Below are 19,030 nucleotides of genomic sequence, written 5' to 3'. Positions count from 1 at the left end.
TCCCCTGGAAGGGAACTCCTACAGCCGTGCTGTTTCTTGCTGAGCTGTGCCCGTGTACCGGCGGTTTCTTATCACCCTTGGGTGATCTTCGCGCTGGCGCTTGGTTCGTCCCCTGGAAGGGAACTCCTACAGTGCCCCCTAGAAGGGGGCACGATTCGCACCTCAAGAGGTGCTCCTACATAACTCTCTACAGTTTTTCTGCCCAGGCTTTTGTGGCTTCTCGCATGGGCGGGTAGATTCTTTCGAAAGCATCCCGGCCGCGTTTGTAGGGGTCGGGGATGTCGTGGCCGCCATTCCAGTGAGTTAGCAGGAATGTCTTGCCGCTGGCTTCCGGGAAGGCTCTGCCCAGGCGTTCTTTCTGGCGGCTTTCCATGACGAGAATCAAATCGCTATCGCGGCACAGTTCACTGTCCAGCTTGCGAGCCACATGCTTGCCGCAGTCCAGGCCGTTTTCTTCCGCCACGGCGCGGGCGGTCGCTTCCATGTCCTGGCCCACCAGCCCGACCAGACCCGCAGAAGACACGGCTTTTTCCGGCTTCAGCTCCCGCAGCATGGCGGCGACGGTGGGGCTGCGACAGATGTTGCCGTCGCAGACCACCAGAATGCGATTAAACATTACTCGTCCAGATCCCTTACCCGGTCTGCCGCCAGTGCCCCGTAGTAGATGGTCTGGAAGGTCGGCAGAATATTTTTGATTACGCGGTTCCAGCGAGCCAGCGGCGCGGCGGTGACATAAACAATGTCGCGGCTTTGCAGATCGAAACCATCAGCCAAGATCAAGGCGGTGGCATCCTTGGCATTGAGCTGGTAGAGGTCAATCAGGTGATCACTTCCTTGGGGCGCACGGCGCAGCACGAAGATGCCACGAGCATCCGCCGTATCCTGGGTGTAACCGCCGGAGGCCGACAGGGCTTCTGCCAGCGTCAGGCCGTTACGGGTCATTGGCACGGGCTGGTTCTCACCCACTTCGCCCAGCACAAAGACTTTATTGTCATCGTTGCGGGCCACATGGATCACATCACCGGGGCGCAGCAGCACGTTGTAGGCCGGGTTGCCTTCCTGGTAAACCGCCTTCAGCGACAGGGTATATTCCTGCCCGTTACGGGTCAGGGTGACGTCGTTCCAGTCGGCCATTTCGGTCAAGCCGCCGGACGAATTCACCGCATCCAGCAGGCGCAGGGGCACGTTGGTCACCGGGTAGGCGCCGGGTTGTTTAACCGCACCGGACACATACACACGCTGGCTGCGGAAGGCCGCAATGGTCACATCCACTTGCGGGTCTTCGATGTATTCCGCAATCCGCTGAGCGATCAGATCTCGGATTTCGGTGACACGCAGGCCGACGACTTTGATCTTGCCAACGTAGGGGTAAAAGATGGTGCCGTCGTTGTGTACCCAGTTACCGGATTCCGACGGGCTACGCATGGAGCCTGCCGGGATTGTCAGTTCCGGGTGGTCCCAAACAGTGATTTGCAAGACATCACCGAGCCCGACCACGTAATCGTAATCTTCCGGTTCTTCGAGCAGGACCGGGGCCGGCTTGGCTTTTTCTGCCGGTTTGGTCTGCAGGACGTTGGTGGTGATGGTGTGCACCTGCACCACATCCGGCAGAGGTTCGGCTTCTTCCGCACTCTCGTCTTCGTCGAGGAACCAGCCCGGCGACGTGGAAATGTGGGAGCCCGGCACAACGGTGCAGCCTGCCAGTGAAGCCAGAAGGCCGACAGCCAGAAATTTCCCGAAAGGATTCATAGATACCTGCATAAACTCTGTTACCAATTCACGTGTCGGATCCACTGAAGGCCGGCGGTGAACCGCTCCCGCTCTTCATAGGTCACTACGGGTTCATCCGTAGCAGAAAGTAGCCAATTCAGGCGGCCGCCCAGCAGGGGGTGGCCGACGCGAAGTTCGGCCAGGGTAATGTCCTGTTCGTCAACGGCCTGAAGGATAGCGTCGCCATCTTCCGTGACCACCGCGCGCGTCCCGCCATCTTCATTCAAAGTGGCTTGCGAGAGGCTAAGCGCCACCGCCACATCGTTACGGAAAAACTGCTGAATGCCGAGGGTAACGGCCTGTGCATCGCCTTCCCAGGTGCTGGCCAGGTTGCGGCCATGATCGCGGAAGCCGCTTTGGTAGGTACTGTGTTCATACATGACATCGTACCGGCGATCACTAAACCAGCTGCCGGCCACGGTATCTGTGGCTTCCACAAAGAAGCGCTGGGAGCCCTTGCCCCAGCCCGTCACCATATCGATACCGGCCAGGGAAGACAGCTTGGAGGGCAAGCCACCCGCTTCGTCTTCACCCATGAATTGGCCATAGATGCCAAGAGGCACATCGCCGGGGTTCAGGGACAGACGGAAATCTACACCTCCGATCTGATTACTCGGCCCTTCTCCCTCATCAAACCCATCTGACTCGCCGTTGTCTTTACCAATCACTGCATTCCATAGCGAGTCAATCCCCTGCGGACGCCCTTCCCCGCCCCATTGCGCCAGGCGCGACAGGCCGATTTGCAGGGAATCCAAGGGCTTGAAGACAAAGCGGGCACCCAGCAGGCGGGCATCGGGGATCGCACGATCGTGTTCCAGCTGCCCAGCGATCAGTTGCAAATCCCAGGGACCGATCCAGCTGAGCCAGGGGCTTTCCGGTGCCAGCGGCATTTGCCGGGAAAGCCACAGCCCGGGCACCGGGCGGGCATTATTGGACAGGGCCAGGGAGCTTTGCCAGCCCGGGCCCCACCAGCGATCGACAGCACCGACACCTAGCTGCCAGTTGCCGATGATGCCGGCCAGGTAGGTGTCGTCCAGGCGCACATATTGGCTGTCGCGCTCGCCGTCCACATAGCCAATGGCCAATTGCCCGGCCCAGCGCTCGCCCATGCCGTAAAGTGCCACCTGGCTGGTAAATTCGTCTTCTACCTGGGTGTCGAAGCTGGTGTAGAGCGGTTCCTGGTTGGCACCGCCCAGTTCAATAGAAACACCACGGGTACTTTGCTGGGCCTGCTGGAGAGCTTTTTCGAGGAAGGCGGCATGCTGGTTTTCACAGCGTTTGGCGTCGGCTTCCGGGAGGCTATGGCGGGCGAGGCGGTAGCTTTTCATCAGGGCAGCCCAGCTGATAGGCCAGCTGAGAGTCACGCCATCAAGGCACCCCTGGGACTGCAGCGCCTCGATATGATGGCGTGCGGACAGATCCCCGGCGGGCACCCAAGGTGAAGCGGCCTGGGCGCTGGTGGCACACAGAAAGGCCAGCCCCCCGAGACTCCAACGGGTTAACTGTGAAGAAAACTGCACTAAGGACATCCTATCCAGCTGTTTTGATATCGAGGGGCGGATTATGCGTACTTTTTTTTGTCATCCATATGACAAGCTGCGGCATTTTACAGTTTGTTTACTGCAATGCGAATGGTTTGCAGCACTTACCCTACGTAATTCATACGTATTGGTGACGCAGGCCTTTGAATACTTGGGGTTAGGATGATAGCGACAGAGTATTTTTGTCTAACAATTCAAGAGGAAGTATTGGTTTTGTAGTTTTGTAGGTCGGCTTAGCCTAAAGGCGTAAGCCGACATTTGCCGTTTACCTCCATGGCGAGGCCAGATGTCGGGTTACGGCTTCGCCTAACACGACCTACGCGCTAAGCCTAAGCCTAAGCCTAAGCCGACATTGAACCCGGGGATCAAATAGCTTGCAGGGCATCCCGAATGGGGCTCTCACCGGAGATAACATCAAACTCCTGGTTGCGGACCTCCATACGGGTGACTTCCGCCAGCACCTTGGCCACATCTTCGCGGGAGATTTCCCCAAAATCCTTTATTTTGCGCTCCAGTTTTATCTTCCCTAGCGGCGGTTCCTCGGTGAGACGCCCTGGGCGGACAATGACATGGTCCAGACCACTGCTGCGCAGGTGATTGTCTGCGTTGCCTTTGGCTTCAAAGTAATGACGCATTTTTTCCGGGCCACTGTCCGGATCATCGGCCCGCATGGAGCTAACCATGATAAATCGGGCTACCCCCTGCTCTTTCGCCTGATCCACCAGCGCGATGGCGCCATTCTGATCCACGTCGATGGTTTTGTCCGGGCCGGTGTGAGGACCGGAGCCCGCCGTGAAAATAACCGTGTGCTGCCCTTTCAACGCCTCACGGCAGTCGCCCTCCAGGTCGGCCACCACCACACCGTTAGCGCCCAGCTCTTTCAGGGACTGAGCCTGGGCCGCATCGCGCACCATGGCGGTCACATGAATATTGTCCGCTGCCAGATGGGGAATCAGCCGACGACCAATTTTGCCGTTTGCGCCTGCAATAAGAACGTTCACGCGGTTCTCCTTTTCCGGATGGGTATTAACAGGTGTTGTGATGGCACACCGGACTTTCAAGGGGACGGACCTGCCTCTGTAGGTCGGATTAGTCTTAAAGACGTAATCCGACACTCGCCCCATGGGACGGCGGCGACATTGAATGTCGGCTTACGGCCTTCGGCCTCTCTGTGCCCTCGGGTAAAGTCGACCTACAAAAGAGCGAAATGCGAGGTGTGTGGGTGGCAAGGAAACGACTGGCGCCCAGCTTCACCTGGTGTTGCACCGGTTGATGCGATGCTCCGGGTTATGGAGAGACCTATGCGCCCAATGTTGTTGATAGTGAGCCTGATTATGCTCAACGCCTGCCAAACCACACCGACTGCACCGATTGAAGTGGCAGATCCGTTCGACCTGGATCGCTTTATGGGCCAGTGGTATGTGATCGCCAATATCCCCACCTTTCCCGAAAAAGGCGCCCATAACGCCACCGAAACCTACCGCCGGGCCGGCCCCAATGAAATTGCGACCACCTTCACCTTCCGCAAGGATGCCCCCGACGGGGACCTGAAAACCATGACGCCCACCGGCTTTGTCAGCGACGAGAACCCGGCAATCTGGGGAATGCGGTTTCTCTGGCCGTTCAAAGCGGATTTCCGGGTGCTGTATGTGGACCCGAATTATCAGACCACCATCGTGGGGCGGCAGAAACGGGACTACCTGTGGATCATGGCGCGCAGCCCGGAGCTGCATGCCAAGACCTACGAACACCTGCTGGGCATCGCCCGAGAGCGCGGTTACTCGCTGGACAAACTACAAAAGGTGCCCCAGGAGTGGTGACCTGCCCTTGCTCAAGTCGTAGGTCAGGTTAGCCTGAAAGGCGTAACCTGACATTCAGGCGAAGCAACGGAAAGCCCGCTCAAGCGTTAAAAACTTTCGCCCAACTGAATAAAGAAGACGGTATCGTCTTCCGTGAAGGCCACATCCACACCAATGTGCAGAGGCTTGCTCGGGGTGGTTTGCCAGCGCAAGCCGGTACCGATGCTGTGGGCGGTTTTGCCGTTGAAGATAGGCTCATCACTGCCGTTGACCCAGCCATAATCGTAGAACCCCACCCACACCCAACGCGGCAAAACGGAATAGCGGCCTTCAATGCTGGCTTTCAGTGCATCATCGTCCATGTACTCGCCCCGGTTATACCCGCGCACCCCTGCCGACGCCTGATTGAAAAACGGCGCCCGCCCGAGGTGCTTTCCCAGGCGCCGTTGGTGGCGAGCACCAGATCTGGGAACAGTTGTTTGTAATAGCTCAGGTCCAGCCGGGTTTTGCCGTAATCAAAATCGCTGCCCATGGCTTCGCCAAAATCAAAATAGGAGGCACTGAAATTGATGCCCTGGGTGGGGAAATAATTGTTGTCCCGCGAATCGTAGGTCAACACCATGCCCGCACCGCCAACGGCGATATCCTTGTTCACGCCCGGTAACCCGGCGACCCGTTGATCGAACTCCATCTCCACATCCCCATCCGAGTAGATCAGCGCCGGGCCCAGGAACCAGTGATCGGATTGCGGCAGGCGCCACTGGGCACGGGCAAAGCCCATGGCCATGTCGATGGTGTAATCCAGTGGATTATTGGCAAGGAAACCCTCGCCCCCCAAACCATAATATTTCAATTTCAGGGAACCGGTACCGGCCGCCGCCGTTACCCGCAAACGATCATCCAGCAAATAATCCTGATGAAAGGCCCCCACCACCCAGCTGTCAGTATCGGTATACATGGCGCCCAGGCCGCTGGTGGGGTTGGGGCCACCATTGCCATCGCGGGACGGGTGCAGGTACAGGGTCGCCAGTTGCAGACCTGTACCCATGGTGGGGTTCGACACGGGGATGGGCGCCACTACCCAGTTGCCTTTTTCCAGGTTGGGCCCGTGAGTGCCCTTCTCCACATTCGCCATGAAGGTATCGGTTTCGGTAACTGCCGCCGCGCAAGGCAGAGACAGACACCCGACAACACATGCCGCCGCTCGCCACGGAGCGACTCTCACGGGCAGGTTGCAGGGGCCAGCGTGACGGGAATGCCATTGAGCTGTGCCATGGCCGTTACCGCTTCCACCCTTTCCGTGCCAATCACATCGTTCACACTGCTGCCCTGGGTAGAGCGGGCAATTTCCAGCTGCACGCCGTCACGGTCATGGCCCCAACCATGGGGCACACTGATCACCCCGGGCATGATGTCGTCACTGATATTGGCCGGGAGCGTGATGCTGCCGGCGCTGCCGCTGATGGTCACATCCGCCCCCTCTTCCACACCCAGCCGCTGGGCATCCTGCGGGTGCACAATCACCGTGAAGCGGCCCTTGCCTTTGATCAGGCGCTGGCTGTTATGCATCCAGGAATTATTGCTGCGGATATGGCGCCGGCCAATCATCAGCAGCTGATCCTTTTCCGGAGCAGAAGGCACCGGCAAACCTTGCAAGGCCCGGTGGTAGAGCGCGGGCACCAGATTGATGCGCTGATCGGGCGTAAACAGACGCTGGGGCAACATGGGCGTCAGCGGCCCCAGATCAATGCCGTGCGGAGCCGCTTGCAGGCTCTTGAAGGTCAGCCCACGGCTCTTTCCCCGCAGCAGGCGCCAGGCCACTTTGGGTAGTGTATGCAGGCCGTTTTTTTTCAGATCGGCCATGACCTTGCCGCCACTGCCATAGGGCCCCAGACGCAGGCCCAGATCAATGATGCCGGTGTCACCCAATTTGCGGACAAAGCGGTCAGTGGCCGCCACCTTCAAGCGGCTGCGTCGACTGCGTGCCTTAAGCCGATTCAACCGCGTAGTAAGCCCGAGCAGGATTTCCCAATCGTGCAACATACCCTCCGGGCGGGGCACCAGAGGTGGCGTGTATTTCACCACGTTACGCACTGACACCGCCTGAAAAATGGGGTCAAACTGGCCATGTTCCAGCTGCCCGGTGGGCGGCAGAATAATGTCGGCATGGCGGGTGGTCTCGTTGATATAGAGATCAATACTGACCATGAAATCCAGCCCGGCCAGGGCCCGGTCCAGCTTGCTGCCATCCGGGCAGGACAACACCGGATTGCCCGCATGGGAGATAAAGGCCTTCACTTGCCCCAACCCCGGCGTGAGCATTTCATCGGCCATGGCGGTCACCGGGAATTCACCGCCAAATTCCGGGTAACCGTTTACCCGGCTGCGGTAACGGTCGAAGCTGCCGGTATCACCGCTAAGGCCACTCATGGCGACAATATCAAAGGCCGGGTTGGTGAACATCACGCCCCCTTCCCGATCCAGGTTGCCGGTGAGGATATTGATCACGTAAACCAGCCAGGCGCTGAGCGCGCCATGGGCACTGGTGGTAACGCCCACCCGGGAATAGACCGCCGCGCTGGGCGCATTGGCGATGTCGCGGGCGAGTTTGCGGATATGATCAGCAGAAAGCCCCACTGCCGTTGCCACTTTTTCCGGGGTCCACGGCGCCACCAGCTTTTCCAGGGTTTTCTTGCCATCAAGCAGGGACTCGAGGCGGCCCGGCGCCACCAGCAATTCCGTATACATCACCTGAACCAGCGCCAACAACAGGTACACATCGGTGCCTGGTCGCACGAAATGATGCTCGTCCGCCACCCGGGCGGTTTCGGTGCGACGCGGATCCACCACCACCAGTTTGCCGCCGCGCTTTTGCAACGCCTTGATGCGGTTCTTGACGTCGGGAACCGTCATGATGGAGCCGTTGGAGGCCAGCGGATTGCCGCCAATAATCATGAAGTAATCGGTGCGCTCGATATCCGGGATGGGAAACAGCGCTTGGTGGCCGAACAGCTGATACGTCGCAAGTTGATGGGGCAGCTGGTCTGCCGAGGTGGCACTGTAACGCTGGCGGGTGTTGAGCGCCTGGGTAAACGGCAACAGGGTAAACAGGGCACCGTGATTGTGGGCTGTGGGATTCCCCAGGTACAGGGACACCGCATTCTTGCCGTGCTCCTGTTGTATCGCGTGGAGTCGCTGGGCGGTTTCGTCCAGAGCCTCATCCCAACTGATCGGCACCCAGCCATCGGCGGTACGTTTAACCGGGTGGCGCAGGCGGTCCGGGTCGTTGTGCAGATCCTGCAGGGCCACCGCCTTGGGGCAAATATGACCACGGCTGAACGGGTCGGCCTTGTCCCCGCGAATGGCTTGTATGTCATCGCCGCAGTGCTCTATCTCGATACCGCACATGGCTTCGCAAAGATTGCAGGTGTGATAGTGCAGGTGCTTCATCCTTGGCCCCGTTCGTTGCGTTGAGAGTCCTTGTTTATCAGATTCACGGCAAAAAGGCGCGGTGGATGTGCGGTTTTACGGCGCGCAAAGGATTGGCCGGCGTGATTGCGTGTAGCATGCCTGCGTGAAGCATCTCACTTACCCAGCACCTTGAAGCGCTGCTTTAACCGAAAGCCCTGATCATCCACCAGTGTCAGGGTATGCCAGCCGGGCTCGGCGGTGAGCGCCCATTCGTGGAAATGCCGGGTCTCGCCCAGATAAGCAGCATCCAGATGCCAGTACAGCGTGGCGTCAGCCCGTTGATGGACGGCACGAAATACCGCCCGCCCCAAGCGGCCATTCAGTTCCACCGGAATATAAATGGCCGTGCCCGCATGGGGATAGATCAACGCCATGGGCGGCTCGCTGTTCATGGCCCTGGCGCCGGCCAGACAATCATCCCGCCAGGCGGGCAAGGGCCGGTAGTGCGGGTGGCGGCGCTGGTAGAACCAGGCCTGCCCTGGCGGCAGCACAAACCAGTCCTGGTGGCGCATGGCGCTGACCGGCTCACACTGGCTATGCACCCGCTGGCCGTTGCTATCCAGATGCACGCGCACATGGTACGGCGTCACGGTTTCAAAATGGCTGTGCAGTGGGGCCAGCCGCTCCACCGTGGGGCAACGTCCGCCGGCCAGATAACCATCGTCGCTGCATACACGCACGGTTTTCAGGTCGGCCAACGGCGGTTCCGGCCAGCGGGCCGGCCCGAGCAGGCTAAATACATCCAGCATCAGCGGTGCAGCGGTGGCGGCGCCGCCCAGCGTGGGTGCCGGTTCGCCATTGCCGTTGCCCGCCCAGACCCCCACGGTATAGCGCCCGTTACTGCCGATGGCCCAGGCATCGCGCAGGCCATAGCTGGTACCGGTTTTCCAGGCAATGGGCTGGCTGGAGCTGAACAGCCGCCATTGCCGTGCAGTGCCGGGCCGGGCCACGTCCCGCAGGGCATCCAGTGTTAACCAGGCGGCACCGGGGCTGAGCACCGGCACGCCGGGCTGGCGGTCGGCCATGGCGGATTGCAGCACCGCCACCGGGTAGGGCGGGGCCTGCAGGGCGCTGGCAAACAGGCGCGCGTAAATGCCGGTGAGTTCGCTAAGCGTGCCTTCCGCCCCGCCCAGCACCAGCGTCAAGCCGTAGTCTTCCGCGCTGCGAAACAGGGTGCCCATGCCCATGCGTTGCAACTGGCTGTGAAAGCGGCCCAGCCCGTATTCACGCAACATGCGCACGGCGGGAATGTTCAGCGACTGGCTGAGCGCCTGGTGAGCAGGGACCGCCCCCCGGTAGGCATGGTCGAAATTTTCCGGGCTGAAGCCTCCGTAGTTGGTGGGCAGATCCGGCACCAGGGTATCGGGCAGCAGCAAGCCGTCATCAAGCATGAGTCCGTACAACAAGGGCTTGAGAACACTGCCGGTGGAACGCGGGGCGCTGGCGATATCCACGGCGGCGCCATACTCATGGGCATCGCCGTGGGTGATGTTGCCCACATAGGCGCGAGTGGCCAAATCAATGTGATCGATCACCACCACCGCCACGTTATGCACCCCCTCCCCCGCTAACCGCTGCCCATGCTGGCGCGCCAGTTCGCGCACGCGATGTTGCAGGTCCGCATCCAGGGTGGTGTGAAACAGGTGCTGCGGGCTGCTGGCACTGAGGGAAGTAAGCAAGTGGTCGGCACTGCCGGGGAGCGGTCTGGGGGCATCGGGCAAGGGCTCCAGCAAGGCCAGCTTCAGGTCCGTCGTCGACAGGTCGCCCTGGCTGTGCAGAGCGTTCAGCAAAGTGTTGCGTTTGGCCAGCAACCGCTCCCGGTTCCGCCCGGGGTGAATCAGCGAGGGGGCATTGGGCAGCACCGCCAGCAGCGCCGCTTCCGCCCAGCTGAGCGCCGCCGGTTCACGGCCAAAATAGCGCCAGGCGGCGGCCCGCAATCCAACGATGTTGCCGCCAAAAGGAGCCCGGCTGGCGTACTCGATCAGTACCTCATCCTTGCTGAAATGCCACTCCAGCTGCAGGGCCAGCACCGCTTCGCGGGCCTTTTCCGATAGGGTTCTGGGCGGATCATCCCGTAACAACCGGGCCAGCTGCATGGTGAGTGTGGAGCCGCCACTGACCACCCGCCCGGCGCGGGCATTAAGCCAGGCCGCACGGGCAATGGCCAATGGGTCCACACCCGGGTGGGCGAAGAAGCGTTTGTCTTCGTAGCTCAGCAAGGCACGGCGATATTTGTCCGGCAGAGTTTCCACCGGCACAAAGCGCCATTGTTCATCTGCCGCGATACGGGCCCCGAGCAGGCGGTCATTACGATCCAGCATCAGGGTGGCATAAGGGGTGTTCGTGAGCCGCTCCGGTAGCGGCCAGAACTGCAGTGCAGCCATCACCGGCACGGCGGTGATTAGAAGGGTCAGGAGGATGTGCCGCAGACTCATTGGAGGAGAGAGCCCGGAACCAGTCCCATTGTCGGGTTACGGCTGCGCCTAACACGACCTACGGTCAGGCGCCGGCATGTAGGTCGAATTAGCCTAAAGGCGTAATCCGACACAAGGGTTAGACGTGGCACTACCTTGGGCTGTCGGATTACGGCCTTCGGCCTAATTCGACCTACGGTCCGACATCCGACCTTACTCGTTACCGAGATTGTCCGGCAACAACGGGTTGCCTCCCCAATCAGCGGGATACAACCCACGGGCCACATCCCGGCGGAAACTGCTGTAGGGCCAATCGGCGGGTTGAAGGACGTAACCATGCTTTACCGGGTTGTAGTAGATGTAATCGGTATGGGCTTGCAAATCATGCTCGTCTCGAAGGGTATGTTCCCAGAAACGTTTTTGCCAGATCGGCGTGTTGATTTGGCCATGTTTTGTGACCATTCCCTTGATTAAACGCCAGCGGGTTGAAAAGTCATGGTCCGTTTCCGGCAGGGTCCAGATGCAGTGAAGATGGTCCGGCAGGATAACGATGGCATTGATGCGCAAGGGGTGGCGTTTTTGCACCCATTGGAAGGCATGGCGCAACACATTGATCGTGGGTTGCTCGGTCAGAACCGGTTTGCGTTGATGGGTAACCACGGTGAAGAAATAACAGCCGCCGGGGAGGTAATGGCGCCGGTAATGCATGTGAGCCCCGTCTTTTCAGTACATGAATTGACGAGTATTGGCGCGATGAAGGAGGTAAACGAGAAGGGATGCGCGCAACCCAGCGTAAGCAATGCCATCGCCGTGTACGGCGGATTCACCCAAGGGCACAGAGAGCCTGCAAGCCGTAATCCGACATTGGCATGTGCTGCGAGCAACGAGGCTGGATGTCGGGTTACGGCTACGCCTAACACGACCTACGACAGGGCATCAAAATATCACCTGGTCACTGCCCGTAGGTCGGCTTAGCCTAAAGGCGTAAGCCGACATTGAGCATTTGGGTCTAATCGCGTTTCACCTCGATCCATTGCCCTTTGCTGCGGGCCTGGCGAGTGCCGTCGTACATGGCTTCCACGTTCCAGGCGGGCAGGTAGAAGCGCCCGGCGAAGGAGGCATTGAGCGCCACGCGCACGGTGAGGCTGTGCTTGTTGCCCGGCTTCAGGTCGAAGTAATGCATGACACGATCGTCGCGCAGATCCTGGTACGTGACGCGCTCCTGGTCGTCGGCGCTGCCATCCAGCCGGCTGCTGGTAATCTGCCAGCCGGACGGCAGGATCTGGGTCAGGGCCAGGTTCTCCAGGGTGCGGTTACCGGTGTTGGTCACGGTGACTTCGGCCACAAAATCCTGCCCTTGGGGCAAGCTGGCCGGGTTTACCGGTTTGCCATCGGCCAGGAAGCGTGTGGTCAGACTGAGCCCGTCACTGCTGGCCTGCTCGTTACCCGGCAACGGCGTGCCGGTGTGGCTCAGGGTGACAAACAGTTTGCGCTCGCTATCGTTACGAACACTGAAGGCTTGCGCAGATTCGCTATCGGTCAGTGCCTGGCGATACACCGGTGAGGTGACGGCTATTTCCTGCCAAGACTGCTTGCCTTCACGGATCGCAAACTGATAGCCCTGCTCATCGCTCTGGCTGCCCGCATAGCGGGCCATGGCCATCAGTGACCAGCCGGTGGTCTGGGTGCTGTACCAGTGATCGGCAGACAGCTGGCTGGCAATGTCCTGCGCCAGGGTCCAGGCCGCGGCGGTATCACCACGGGCATCGGCCACGGTGAGGCGGATAGCCTGATCGCGCAGCAAGGAACCATAGGTGTAACTGGCGCCATCGTATTCCAGATCAGCGGCAGCGTTGGCGGTAAGCTCCGCCGCCACATCGGCCAGGCCCATTTGCAGGTAGGCGGCCGCCAGCAACCAGCGGCCACTGTGATAACTGGCACTGCGTGAGTAATCCGGCTTGGCCATTTGCAGCCGCTCGCGCAGCCGGTTCATGGCACCGACCTGCGGTTTGCCGGCCAGGGCCAGGGTGTACTGGCGGTAGGCTTCCGCGCTCCACTGCCAGGGGCGATCGCCCAGGCTCTGGCTGCGGCGGACCTGATAGGCCGTCCAGTTATCCAGCATGGTGGCCGGCACCGCGTAGCCAAGCCGTTTGGCTTCCAGCAGGAAGTGGCCCGCATAGCTGGTGCCCCAGTCGCTGGCATTGGCCAGGCCGGGCCAGTAGCTGAAACCGCCATCGGCCAGCTGGAAGCGCTTGAGGCGCTCGATGCCAGCGGTGACGTTGTCCTGCACCTCCTGCTTTTGCTGCTCATCCAGTTGCAGTAGTTGATTCAGGTACAGCTGCGGCAACACCGATGAGGTGGTCTGCTCGATGCAGCCATGCGGGTAGCGCAGCAGGTAGTCCAACCGGCGCTCCAGGCCCATGGCGGGCAAGGCACTGACCACCATGGTGCTGATATTGGTGCCGGCCATGCCATGGGGCTGCGATTCCAGCGCCCAGATTTCACCGGGCGCCAGCACTTTACGGGTATCGCGGGTGGTGGGCGGGTTAGCCGCGCGCACCGGCAGGTGCACGGTTTCCGAGGCGCGATGTTTGCCGCCTTTGGCGGTGACGGTGATGTCACCGGTACCCACCTGCTGTTTGGCAGTGATTTTCAGCATGGCAATCTGATCGGACGGGCCGGTGAAGGTCAGCGTGGCGTTGCCCTGCTCCACCTCGAACAGGTCTTCATCGGCGTCCACGGTCAGGGTGACTTTTTTCAGGCTGTCGTCGGTGACAAACACGGTCACCGGCAGCGACACGCTTTCCCCCGGCCCCAGCACCCGTGGCAAGGTGCTCAGCACCGTCAGCGGCTGGGTGACGGTAATGTCCTTTTCGGCCTTGCCATAGGCGCCGTTGTCACCGGCCACCACCATGGCCCGCACCTGGCCCATGTACGGCGGCAAGGTAATCTCGTGATTGGCGGTTTCATTGGCCTCCAGGGTGAACGGCCCCAGGAACTTCACCACCGGCGGGAAACGGCGACGCTGCTTTTCCCGGCCATCGTCGGCCCCGTCGGAGCCGCCCAGTGCCAGCAGTTGATCCAGTTCTGCCCCGTAGGCGCCCACTACCATGTCGAACAGATCCCAGGTCAGCACCCCCAGGGCTTCGCGGCGATAGAAGCTGTCGTGGGGATCCGGGGTCTGGTAGTTGGTCAGGCCAAGTAGGCCTTCATCCACCAGCGCCAGGGTGTAGGTCATCGATTTGCCCTGCTGTTCACTGACCTTCACGGTAAAGGTGTCTTCCGGTTTCACCTTGTCCGGGGCGCTCACTTGCGGGGCAAGACGAGTATTCGGGTCATCCACCAACAGCGGCACCAGGCCATAGAGCCGAATGGGCCGGTCGTTGTTGCGGCCACTGTGCGGCTGTAGCAACGCCACATGCACGTACACATTAGGCGCCATATTGGCGGTGATGGGGATATCCAGGGTTTGCGCTTCACCGTTGGCGGGCAGCCAGTAATGATCCAGTACCCGTGAGCCGGTTTCCAGGCTCACCAGCAGGCGGCCCTTGGCGACAGCGGGTAATTGAATATGGGCCGTGTCGCCAACGGCGTAACGGTCCTGGTCTGCGGACAGGGACAGCCGTGTGGCCGCATCCTGGCTGCCACTGGCCTGCTCCCAGCTCCAGCCCAGGTACACGGTTTGTGCGGTGCAGTGGTCGCTTTGCCGGTCACAAATGCGAATCAGATGGCGACCCCAATCGTAGTCTTCGCCGTTCAGATTCCACTGGGCGCGGCCTTCTGCGTCGGTGGTGATCTGTGCATCGGCTACGCGTTTGGTGTTGGGGTCACTAATGTAGTTGCTCAGGTCATCTCCGGCCCGGTCCCACCACCAGCGCCAATCAATCTGGTAGACACTGATATCCAGCGGCCGGCTGGCGTCGGGCTTGCCGTCGCTGTCCAGGCTGATCAGGTCGATGGCATGCCGGCCTTCACGGGACAGCGCCCCGCCCCAGCCGCTGCCTTCGGGAATGCGCATGCCCACCCAATGCTTGAACGGGTACACCGGCACGCTGCGAATCTGGGTACTGTAATCCCCGCTGTTTTCAAACACGCGGGTGGTCAGGGTGGCGCGCAGCATGCCCGGGGTCTGTTCCACATTCACCGTGAGCGGCACGGTGGCGTTGCCCTGCCCGTCCACGTTGCCATCAAAGGCGGTGAACGGCTCACTGCTGAGCTTGCGGGTGGGATCGTCGAAGTGATAAGCGTCGTAGCCGTCGAAACGGGTGGTGCGCGCACTCACCCGCACTTTCATATCGGCTTTCAAATTGGCGGCGGTGGCACCGTTGAGCCACTGGGTAAATAGCCCGATGTCGGTGGCTTGGTTGGTGTAGAGCGTTTCCGGCAGATCCAGCTCGATTTTCAGCCGGTTGGGCTTGATCGCTTCCACCCGGATCGGGGTATCAAAATAACGCTGACCCAGCCGGGCCACCGCACGCCAGTTGCCGGTGGGCGCGTCCTCTTCTGTGTGTAGTGTGAAGGCATAAAAATCGCCCACCGGCTTGTCCAGGGTATAGCTCTTCACCTTGTTACCACGGGGATCAAACCAGTCCAGCATCAGTGGGTGGCCGTCGGGGATGGTGTTGTCCTGGTCTTCCAGAATAAAGGTCAGGTGAATGTCATCACCGGGGCGCCACACGTCCCGCTCGCCGTAGAAGAAGCCTTTCAGTCCATCGCGTACTTGCTGGCCACCGGTGTTGAACTGGTTGGTGGGCAGGGCCCGGTTGCGGGCCAGTTTCAGGTAGCCGTTGTCCCGGTCCTTGACCGCTTCCAGGTAATACGCGGATCCGTCCAGTGAGAGGCTGGCCATGCCCTCGGCATCGGTAAGCCCCATGCCGACCTGCTGCAGCTGGTAGTTATAGGCCTTGAGCACCACGTCTTCGGCGGGGGTGTTGCTGTCCAGCTCGGTGGCCACCACCAGCAGGGTATCGTTTTGGCCGCGTTTGGCGATCAGACCCAGGTTGGAGGCCAGGAAAGCGCGGGTACTGCTGGCCAGGTCGTTGTACTGGTAGTAACTGTCGGAGCAGGGATTGTCTTTTTCGTACCAGCTCAGGTAGCCCGCGTCGGCATAATAATTCTGATAAACATCAGAACGATCCTGATCCTGCCCTGGGCCTTCGTAGCTGTCCGGCAAGGTGGTTTTTTTCTTCAGGGCACCATCGGGGCAACTGTAGCTGATATCGTCGCCGTCGATGATCAGGGAGAGATGCACCAGACCATTGGGATGCTTGGCCATCAGCTCGGTAAGGTCCAGCTGGTAGCGTTGCCAGCCATCACTATTACCCGGCAGGGTCAGGGTTTTCTGCCACAGGTAGCGGCCGCTGCGTGAATCCATGTCGGCTTCATTCAGTTCGCTGCCTTGCAGATACCGGCCGATGTTGTCATCGAATACCCGGAACGCCTGCACTTTCACCGAGTGCACGCCCACCGCTTCAAACGGTACGCTGAGTTGTTTGCCATCGGGCAGGATGGTGCCGTCGCCGACAAAACGCACCCCTGGCTTGCTGGTCATCAGGGTAACGGTTTTTTCCAGCTTGTCCGTCAGACGACCCTGGCTGGCGGAGCGCAGGCTGCCGTCAATCACCAGCTTCACATCGTCTTCCAGCTCATCCTGCGGATAAATGCGCAGGGTGCTGCCATCCACTTCCACGCGGGGCGCCTTGCCATTCAACGTGACCAGCCCTTTCAGGTTCTGGGTCGCTTTCAGGGCCTCGGAAAAATTCACCTGGACGTGGGGTTTGGGATAACTGACCGCCCGCACATTGGTTACCGCGAAGTTTTTCAGTGCCGGCACCGTGTAGTGACGGTTGCCCTGGTTGTTCACGCCAAGGGGCGCCGCATCCCAGCGCAGTGATACATCACTGGCCTGCTGTTCGCGCACAATCCCGCTCACCGAAAAATCATGGCGCAGGCCGGCACTGTCATGCTGCCAGTTAATCGTCAGGGTCTTGTCGTTCTGGCGGGCATCCAGTACCGCCTCTACGTGAGCCTGGTCCGACAGATCGCGGGTCTCCAGGCTGCCGCGCAATACCATCTCGCTGCCATCGTCCGTGGGCAACAGAGACGCCACCGTCAGGCTCATCTGCTGGCGCAGCACCTGCAGGGAAAATTCGGCAGGGCTCAAGGCATCGTCCACGTTGGCAAGCCCCTGGGCGTACAACACCAGCGTCAGCGATTCTCCGCCGGGCAGAGGTTCGGAGGGGCGAATTTCCAGCCGGTCTTCGGCGGTAAACACCGCCGTCACCGCCCTTTCCGGTAACAGCCGCACCACCCCGGATTGAGGCTTGTCCAGTTGATCAGGGGTGGCTACTGGATGATTAAAGCGCACCACCAAAGGCGCACGGGCGCTGATGGTGCCTGCCGGCAGGGCCGCCAGGTGAGTCTGCCAACGATCATCCAGAGGAGATACCTGCTGGTCAGCGTCGTTTTGCTCAGCGGCAACGCTGTTGCCCTCCTCGTTGCGGCTGGCATCACCCGCATCATCACAGGCTGCGATCAACAGCACAGTCCACAACATCAAGAGACGAAAAAACGACAAACCCCGACTTGGCATGAGACTCTTCCACGGCAAAATGATTAACGTGGGAAACATACCACAGACATGGGACAGTCGTGCGGCAACAGTCACCATTCCATGCTGAATCTGGCGGCAAGAGCGACGCAAGCCATAAACCCCGTTTCAAGGAAGAATCCGGTGATAAAAACAAAAAACGGAGTCCTGATAATCATCACTATTGCCCTGATGATTGTCACTCTCTGGTGGCTGATACCCGGCAACAGCGATGACGCCCGCTGGGAGGATTATCTGTCACGGCTGGCTCGATTGTCAGGGCAAGCGGTCCCGGAACGGGCCCCGCTACCGGTGCTGGTCTATCCGGGTAACCGGGAACTCCAGCAACCGATTCCGGAGCAGCGGGTCAATCTGCTTGAGTACCTGGAGCTGCGCCACTGCAACCTGATGACGTTGATCAGCGAGCGCAATAGCATATTGGGCAAGTTGCAGGCCGACTCCCTGCGTTTAAAACATGAAGTCACCTTTATCCGACGTGCTCGCCTGTGTCTGGCAAACGGCAAGCTGGATGATGCCGAGCTGACGGCTCTGCTGGAACAGGTGGTAGCGGAGAAGCAGGCGGCACTACCGGCCCTGTACTGGAACGCACTGGTCGCCAGTGAGGAATTCCGCCAGTTTTTCAGCCAGTCTCCATCCGCACTGGCCGGAGACAGCCAGGCCGCTCTGCTGAGCTTGACGCAACTGGCCCAGTCGCCGGTTGAGAACGAGGCCATGCCAAGCCCGGAGCAACTGTTCGGCCTGGAAGCCCGGTTACAGCAAATCGCCCACAGCCAGGTGGGCGGGCAATTGCTGCGGCGGCTGGCACTGGCTCTGCGAGAGCTGGAGCGCGGCAATGCCTTGCTCGAAAATATTGATCCGGTGGCGCTTTGCCCCAAAGGACGGCCCACGCCGCGGGCCCGAAAACTGCGCAATGTGCTGGACAATATCTGGGGCAGCCGGGTACAACAGGCCCTGGCGGAGGCACAACGCCAACGCCAGCAACTGGCCAACGCCCTGGCGAAGATAGATCAACTGCTCAGCCCCACGCCCCCCGCCTTTGCTCAATGGCTGGCGCATTATTTCTCTGATAAAGGCCTGCAAACCCGGTTAAACCGGGCGCTCAAGCACCATGTCTCGCTCTGGCAGGAGCGCCTGCGGCAATGCGACCTGATGCCCGGTGGCGCGCAAAAACTGGACGATAGTGCAAATATTGACCTAGAAGGCTAAACAAAAAGTCTACAAAGCGAATGCTTGCGAGAACAGTTGTCCACATACTTCCGGGTGTCGGTGAGTCCCATTCACCGGCTCCGGAGTTTTACTCCGTGATAGCTCTCCCGAGCCAAACTATTCACGGCGCCTTTTGGCGCCGTTTTTTTTTGCCGCTCGGCGGCCGCAGCACGCAGCATGCAACACGCTTTCTATTAAACCGCTGTGGGCGTACCTCTT

The 19,030-nt window shown here is 60.2% G+C and carries 12 protein-coding genes; 2 read left to right on the top strand and 10 right to left on the bottom strand.

Features of this window, described 5'->3' with window-relative positions:
• Positions 1–187 precede the first annotated feature (187 nt).
• From COA55_RS07115 to COA55_RS07100, 4 genes are all read right to left on the bottom strand, one after another.
• Positions 188–616, bottom strand: coding sequence for a low molecular weight protein-tyrosine-phosphatase (locus COA55_RS07115; protein WP_290501166.1), 429 nt, complete (start codon positions 614–616; stop codon positions 188–190).
• The gene (locus COA55_RS07110) at positions 616–1,749 is read right to left on the bottom strand and encodes a polysaccharide export protein (protein WP_290501165.1); all 1,134 of its coding nucleotides are present in this window, start codon (positions 1,747–1,749) and stop codon (positions 616–618) included. The genes COA55_RS07115 and COA55_RS07110 overlap by 1 nt, the downstream gene beginning before the upstream one ends.
• Positions 1,750–1,769: 20 nt before the next feature.
• Positions 1,770–3,299, bottom strand: a complete 1,530-nt coding sequence (locus COA55_RS07105) for a capsule assembly Wzi family protein (protein ID WP_290501164.1) — start codon at positions 3,297–3,299, stop codon at positions 1,770–1,772.
• 377 nt (positions 3,300–3,676) lie between these two features.
• Positions 3,677–4,312 (bottom strand): SDR family oxidoreductase, encoded by a 636-nt coding sequence (locus COA55_RS07100; protein WP_290501163.1) that lies wholly within the window; start codon positions 4,310–4,312, stop codon positions 3,677–3,679.
• 300 nt (positions 4,313–4,612) lie between these two features.
• On the opposite strand from COA55_RS07100, the gene COA55_RS07095 reads away from it, so the two are divergent.
• A complete protein-coding gene (locus tag COA55_RS07095; protein ID WP_290501162.1) occupies positions 4,613–5,131 on the top strand; it encodes a lipocalin family protein in 519 nt (172 codons plus the stop codon).
• 86 nt (positions 5,132–5,217) lie between these two features.
• Here COA55_RS07095 and COA55_RS07090 read toward each other — a convergent pair whose 3' ends face one another.
• The 6 genes from COA55_RS07090 to COA55_RS07065 form a co-directional block, all read right to left on the bottom strand.
• Positions 5,218–5,472 carry a hypothetical protein gene (locus tag COA55_RS07090; RefSeq protein WP_290501161.1) on the bottom strand — a complete coding sequence of 85 codons (255 nt, stop codon included), beginning with the start codon at positions 5,470–5,472 and terminating at the stop codon, positions 5,218–5,220.
• Positions 5,454–6,245: a BamA/TamA family outer membrane protein gene (locus COA55_RS07085; RefSeq protein ID WP_290501160.1), complete on the bottom strand. Its 792-nt coding sequence runs from the start codon at positions 6,243–6,245 to the stop codon at positions 5,454–5,456. Before COA55_RS07085 ends, COA55_RS07090 begins: the two co-directional genes overlap by 19 nt.
• Positions 6,246–6,331: 86 nt before the next feature.
• Complete coding sequence (locus COA55_RS07080; protein WP_290501159.1) at positions 6,332–8,560, bottom strand: molybdopterin-dependent oxidoreductase; 2,229 nt, start codon at positions 8,558–8,560, stop codon at positions 6,332–6,334.
• Positions 8,561–8,694: 134 nt separating this feature from the next.
• Positions 8,695–11,016 (bottom strand): penicillin-binding protein 1C, encoded by a 2,322-nt coding sequence (gene pbpC / locus COA55_RS07075; protein ID WP_290501158.1) that lies wholly within the window; start codon positions 11,014–11,016, stop codon positions 8,695–8,697.
• A gap of 192 nt (positions 11,017–11,208) precedes the next feature.
• Entirely contained in the window at positions 11,209–11,703 is a 495-nt protein-coding gene (locus COA55_RS07070; protein ID WP_290501157.1) for a transposase, read from the bottom strand.
• Between the two features lie 301 nt (positions 11,704–12,004).
• Positions 12,005–17,539: an MG2 domain-containing protein gene (locus COA55_RS07065; protein WP_290501206.1), complete on the bottom strand. Its 5,535-nt coding sequence runs from the start codon at positions 17,537–17,539 to the stop codon at positions 12,005–12,007.
• 189 nt (positions 17,540–17,728) lie between these two features.
• Between COA55_RS07065 and COA55_RS07060 the strand changes: the two genes are divergently transcribed.
• Positions 17,729–18,811 (top strand): DUF3080 family protein, encoded by a 1,083-nt coding sequence (locus COA55_RS07060; RefSeq protein ID WP_290501156.1) that lies wholly within the window; start codon positions 17,729–17,731, stop codon positions 18,809–18,811.
• The last annotated feature ends 219 nt before the right edge of the window (positions 18,812–19,030 follow it).

The sequence above is a fragment of the Alcanivorax sp. genome (assembly GCF_002733835.1).
In the GTDB taxonomy this organism is placed as follows: Bacteria; Pseudomonadota; Gammaproteobacteria; order Pseudomonadales; family Alcanivoracaceae; genus Alcanivorax.
This window is presented reverse-complemented; position numbering and strand designations above follow the sequence as displayed.

Coding starts and splice junctions, on each gene's coding strand:
- COA55_RS07110 (WP_290501165.1), bottom strand. CDS start 1,749: ATGAATCCTTTCGGGAAATTTCTGGCTGTCGGCCTTCTGGCTTCACTG.
- COA55_RS07085 (WP_290501160.1), bottom strand. CDS start 6,245: ATGGCGAATGTGGAGAAGGGCACTCACGGGCCCAACCTGGAAAAAGGC.
- COA55_RS07090 (WP_290501161.1), bottom strand. CDS start 5,472: ATGGACGATGATGCACTGAAAGCCAGCATTGAAGGCCGCTATTCCGTT.
- COA55_RS07105 (WP_290501164.1), bottom strand. CDS start 3,299: ATGTCCTTAGTGCAGTTTTCTTCACAGTTAACCCGTTGGAGTCTCGGG.
- pbpC (WP_290501158.1), bottom strand. CDS start 11,016: ATGAGTCTGCGGCACATCCTCCTGACCCTTCTAATCACCGCCGTGCCG.
- COA55_RS07095 (WP_290501162.1), top strand. CDS start 4,613: ATGCGCCCAATGTTGTTGATAGTGAGCCTGATTATGCTCAACGCCTGC.
- COA55_RS07080 (WP_290501159.1), bottom strand. CDS start 8,560: ATGAAGCACCTGCACTATCACACCTGCAATCTTTGCGAAGCCATGTGC.
- COA55_RS07115 (WP_290501166.1), bottom strand. CDS start 616: ATGTTTAATCGCATTCTGGTGGTCTGCGACGGCAACATCTGTCGCAGC.
- COA55_RS07070 (WP_290501157.1), bottom strand. CDS start 11,703: ATGCATTACCGGCGCCATTACCTCCCCGGCGGCTGTTATTTCTTCACC.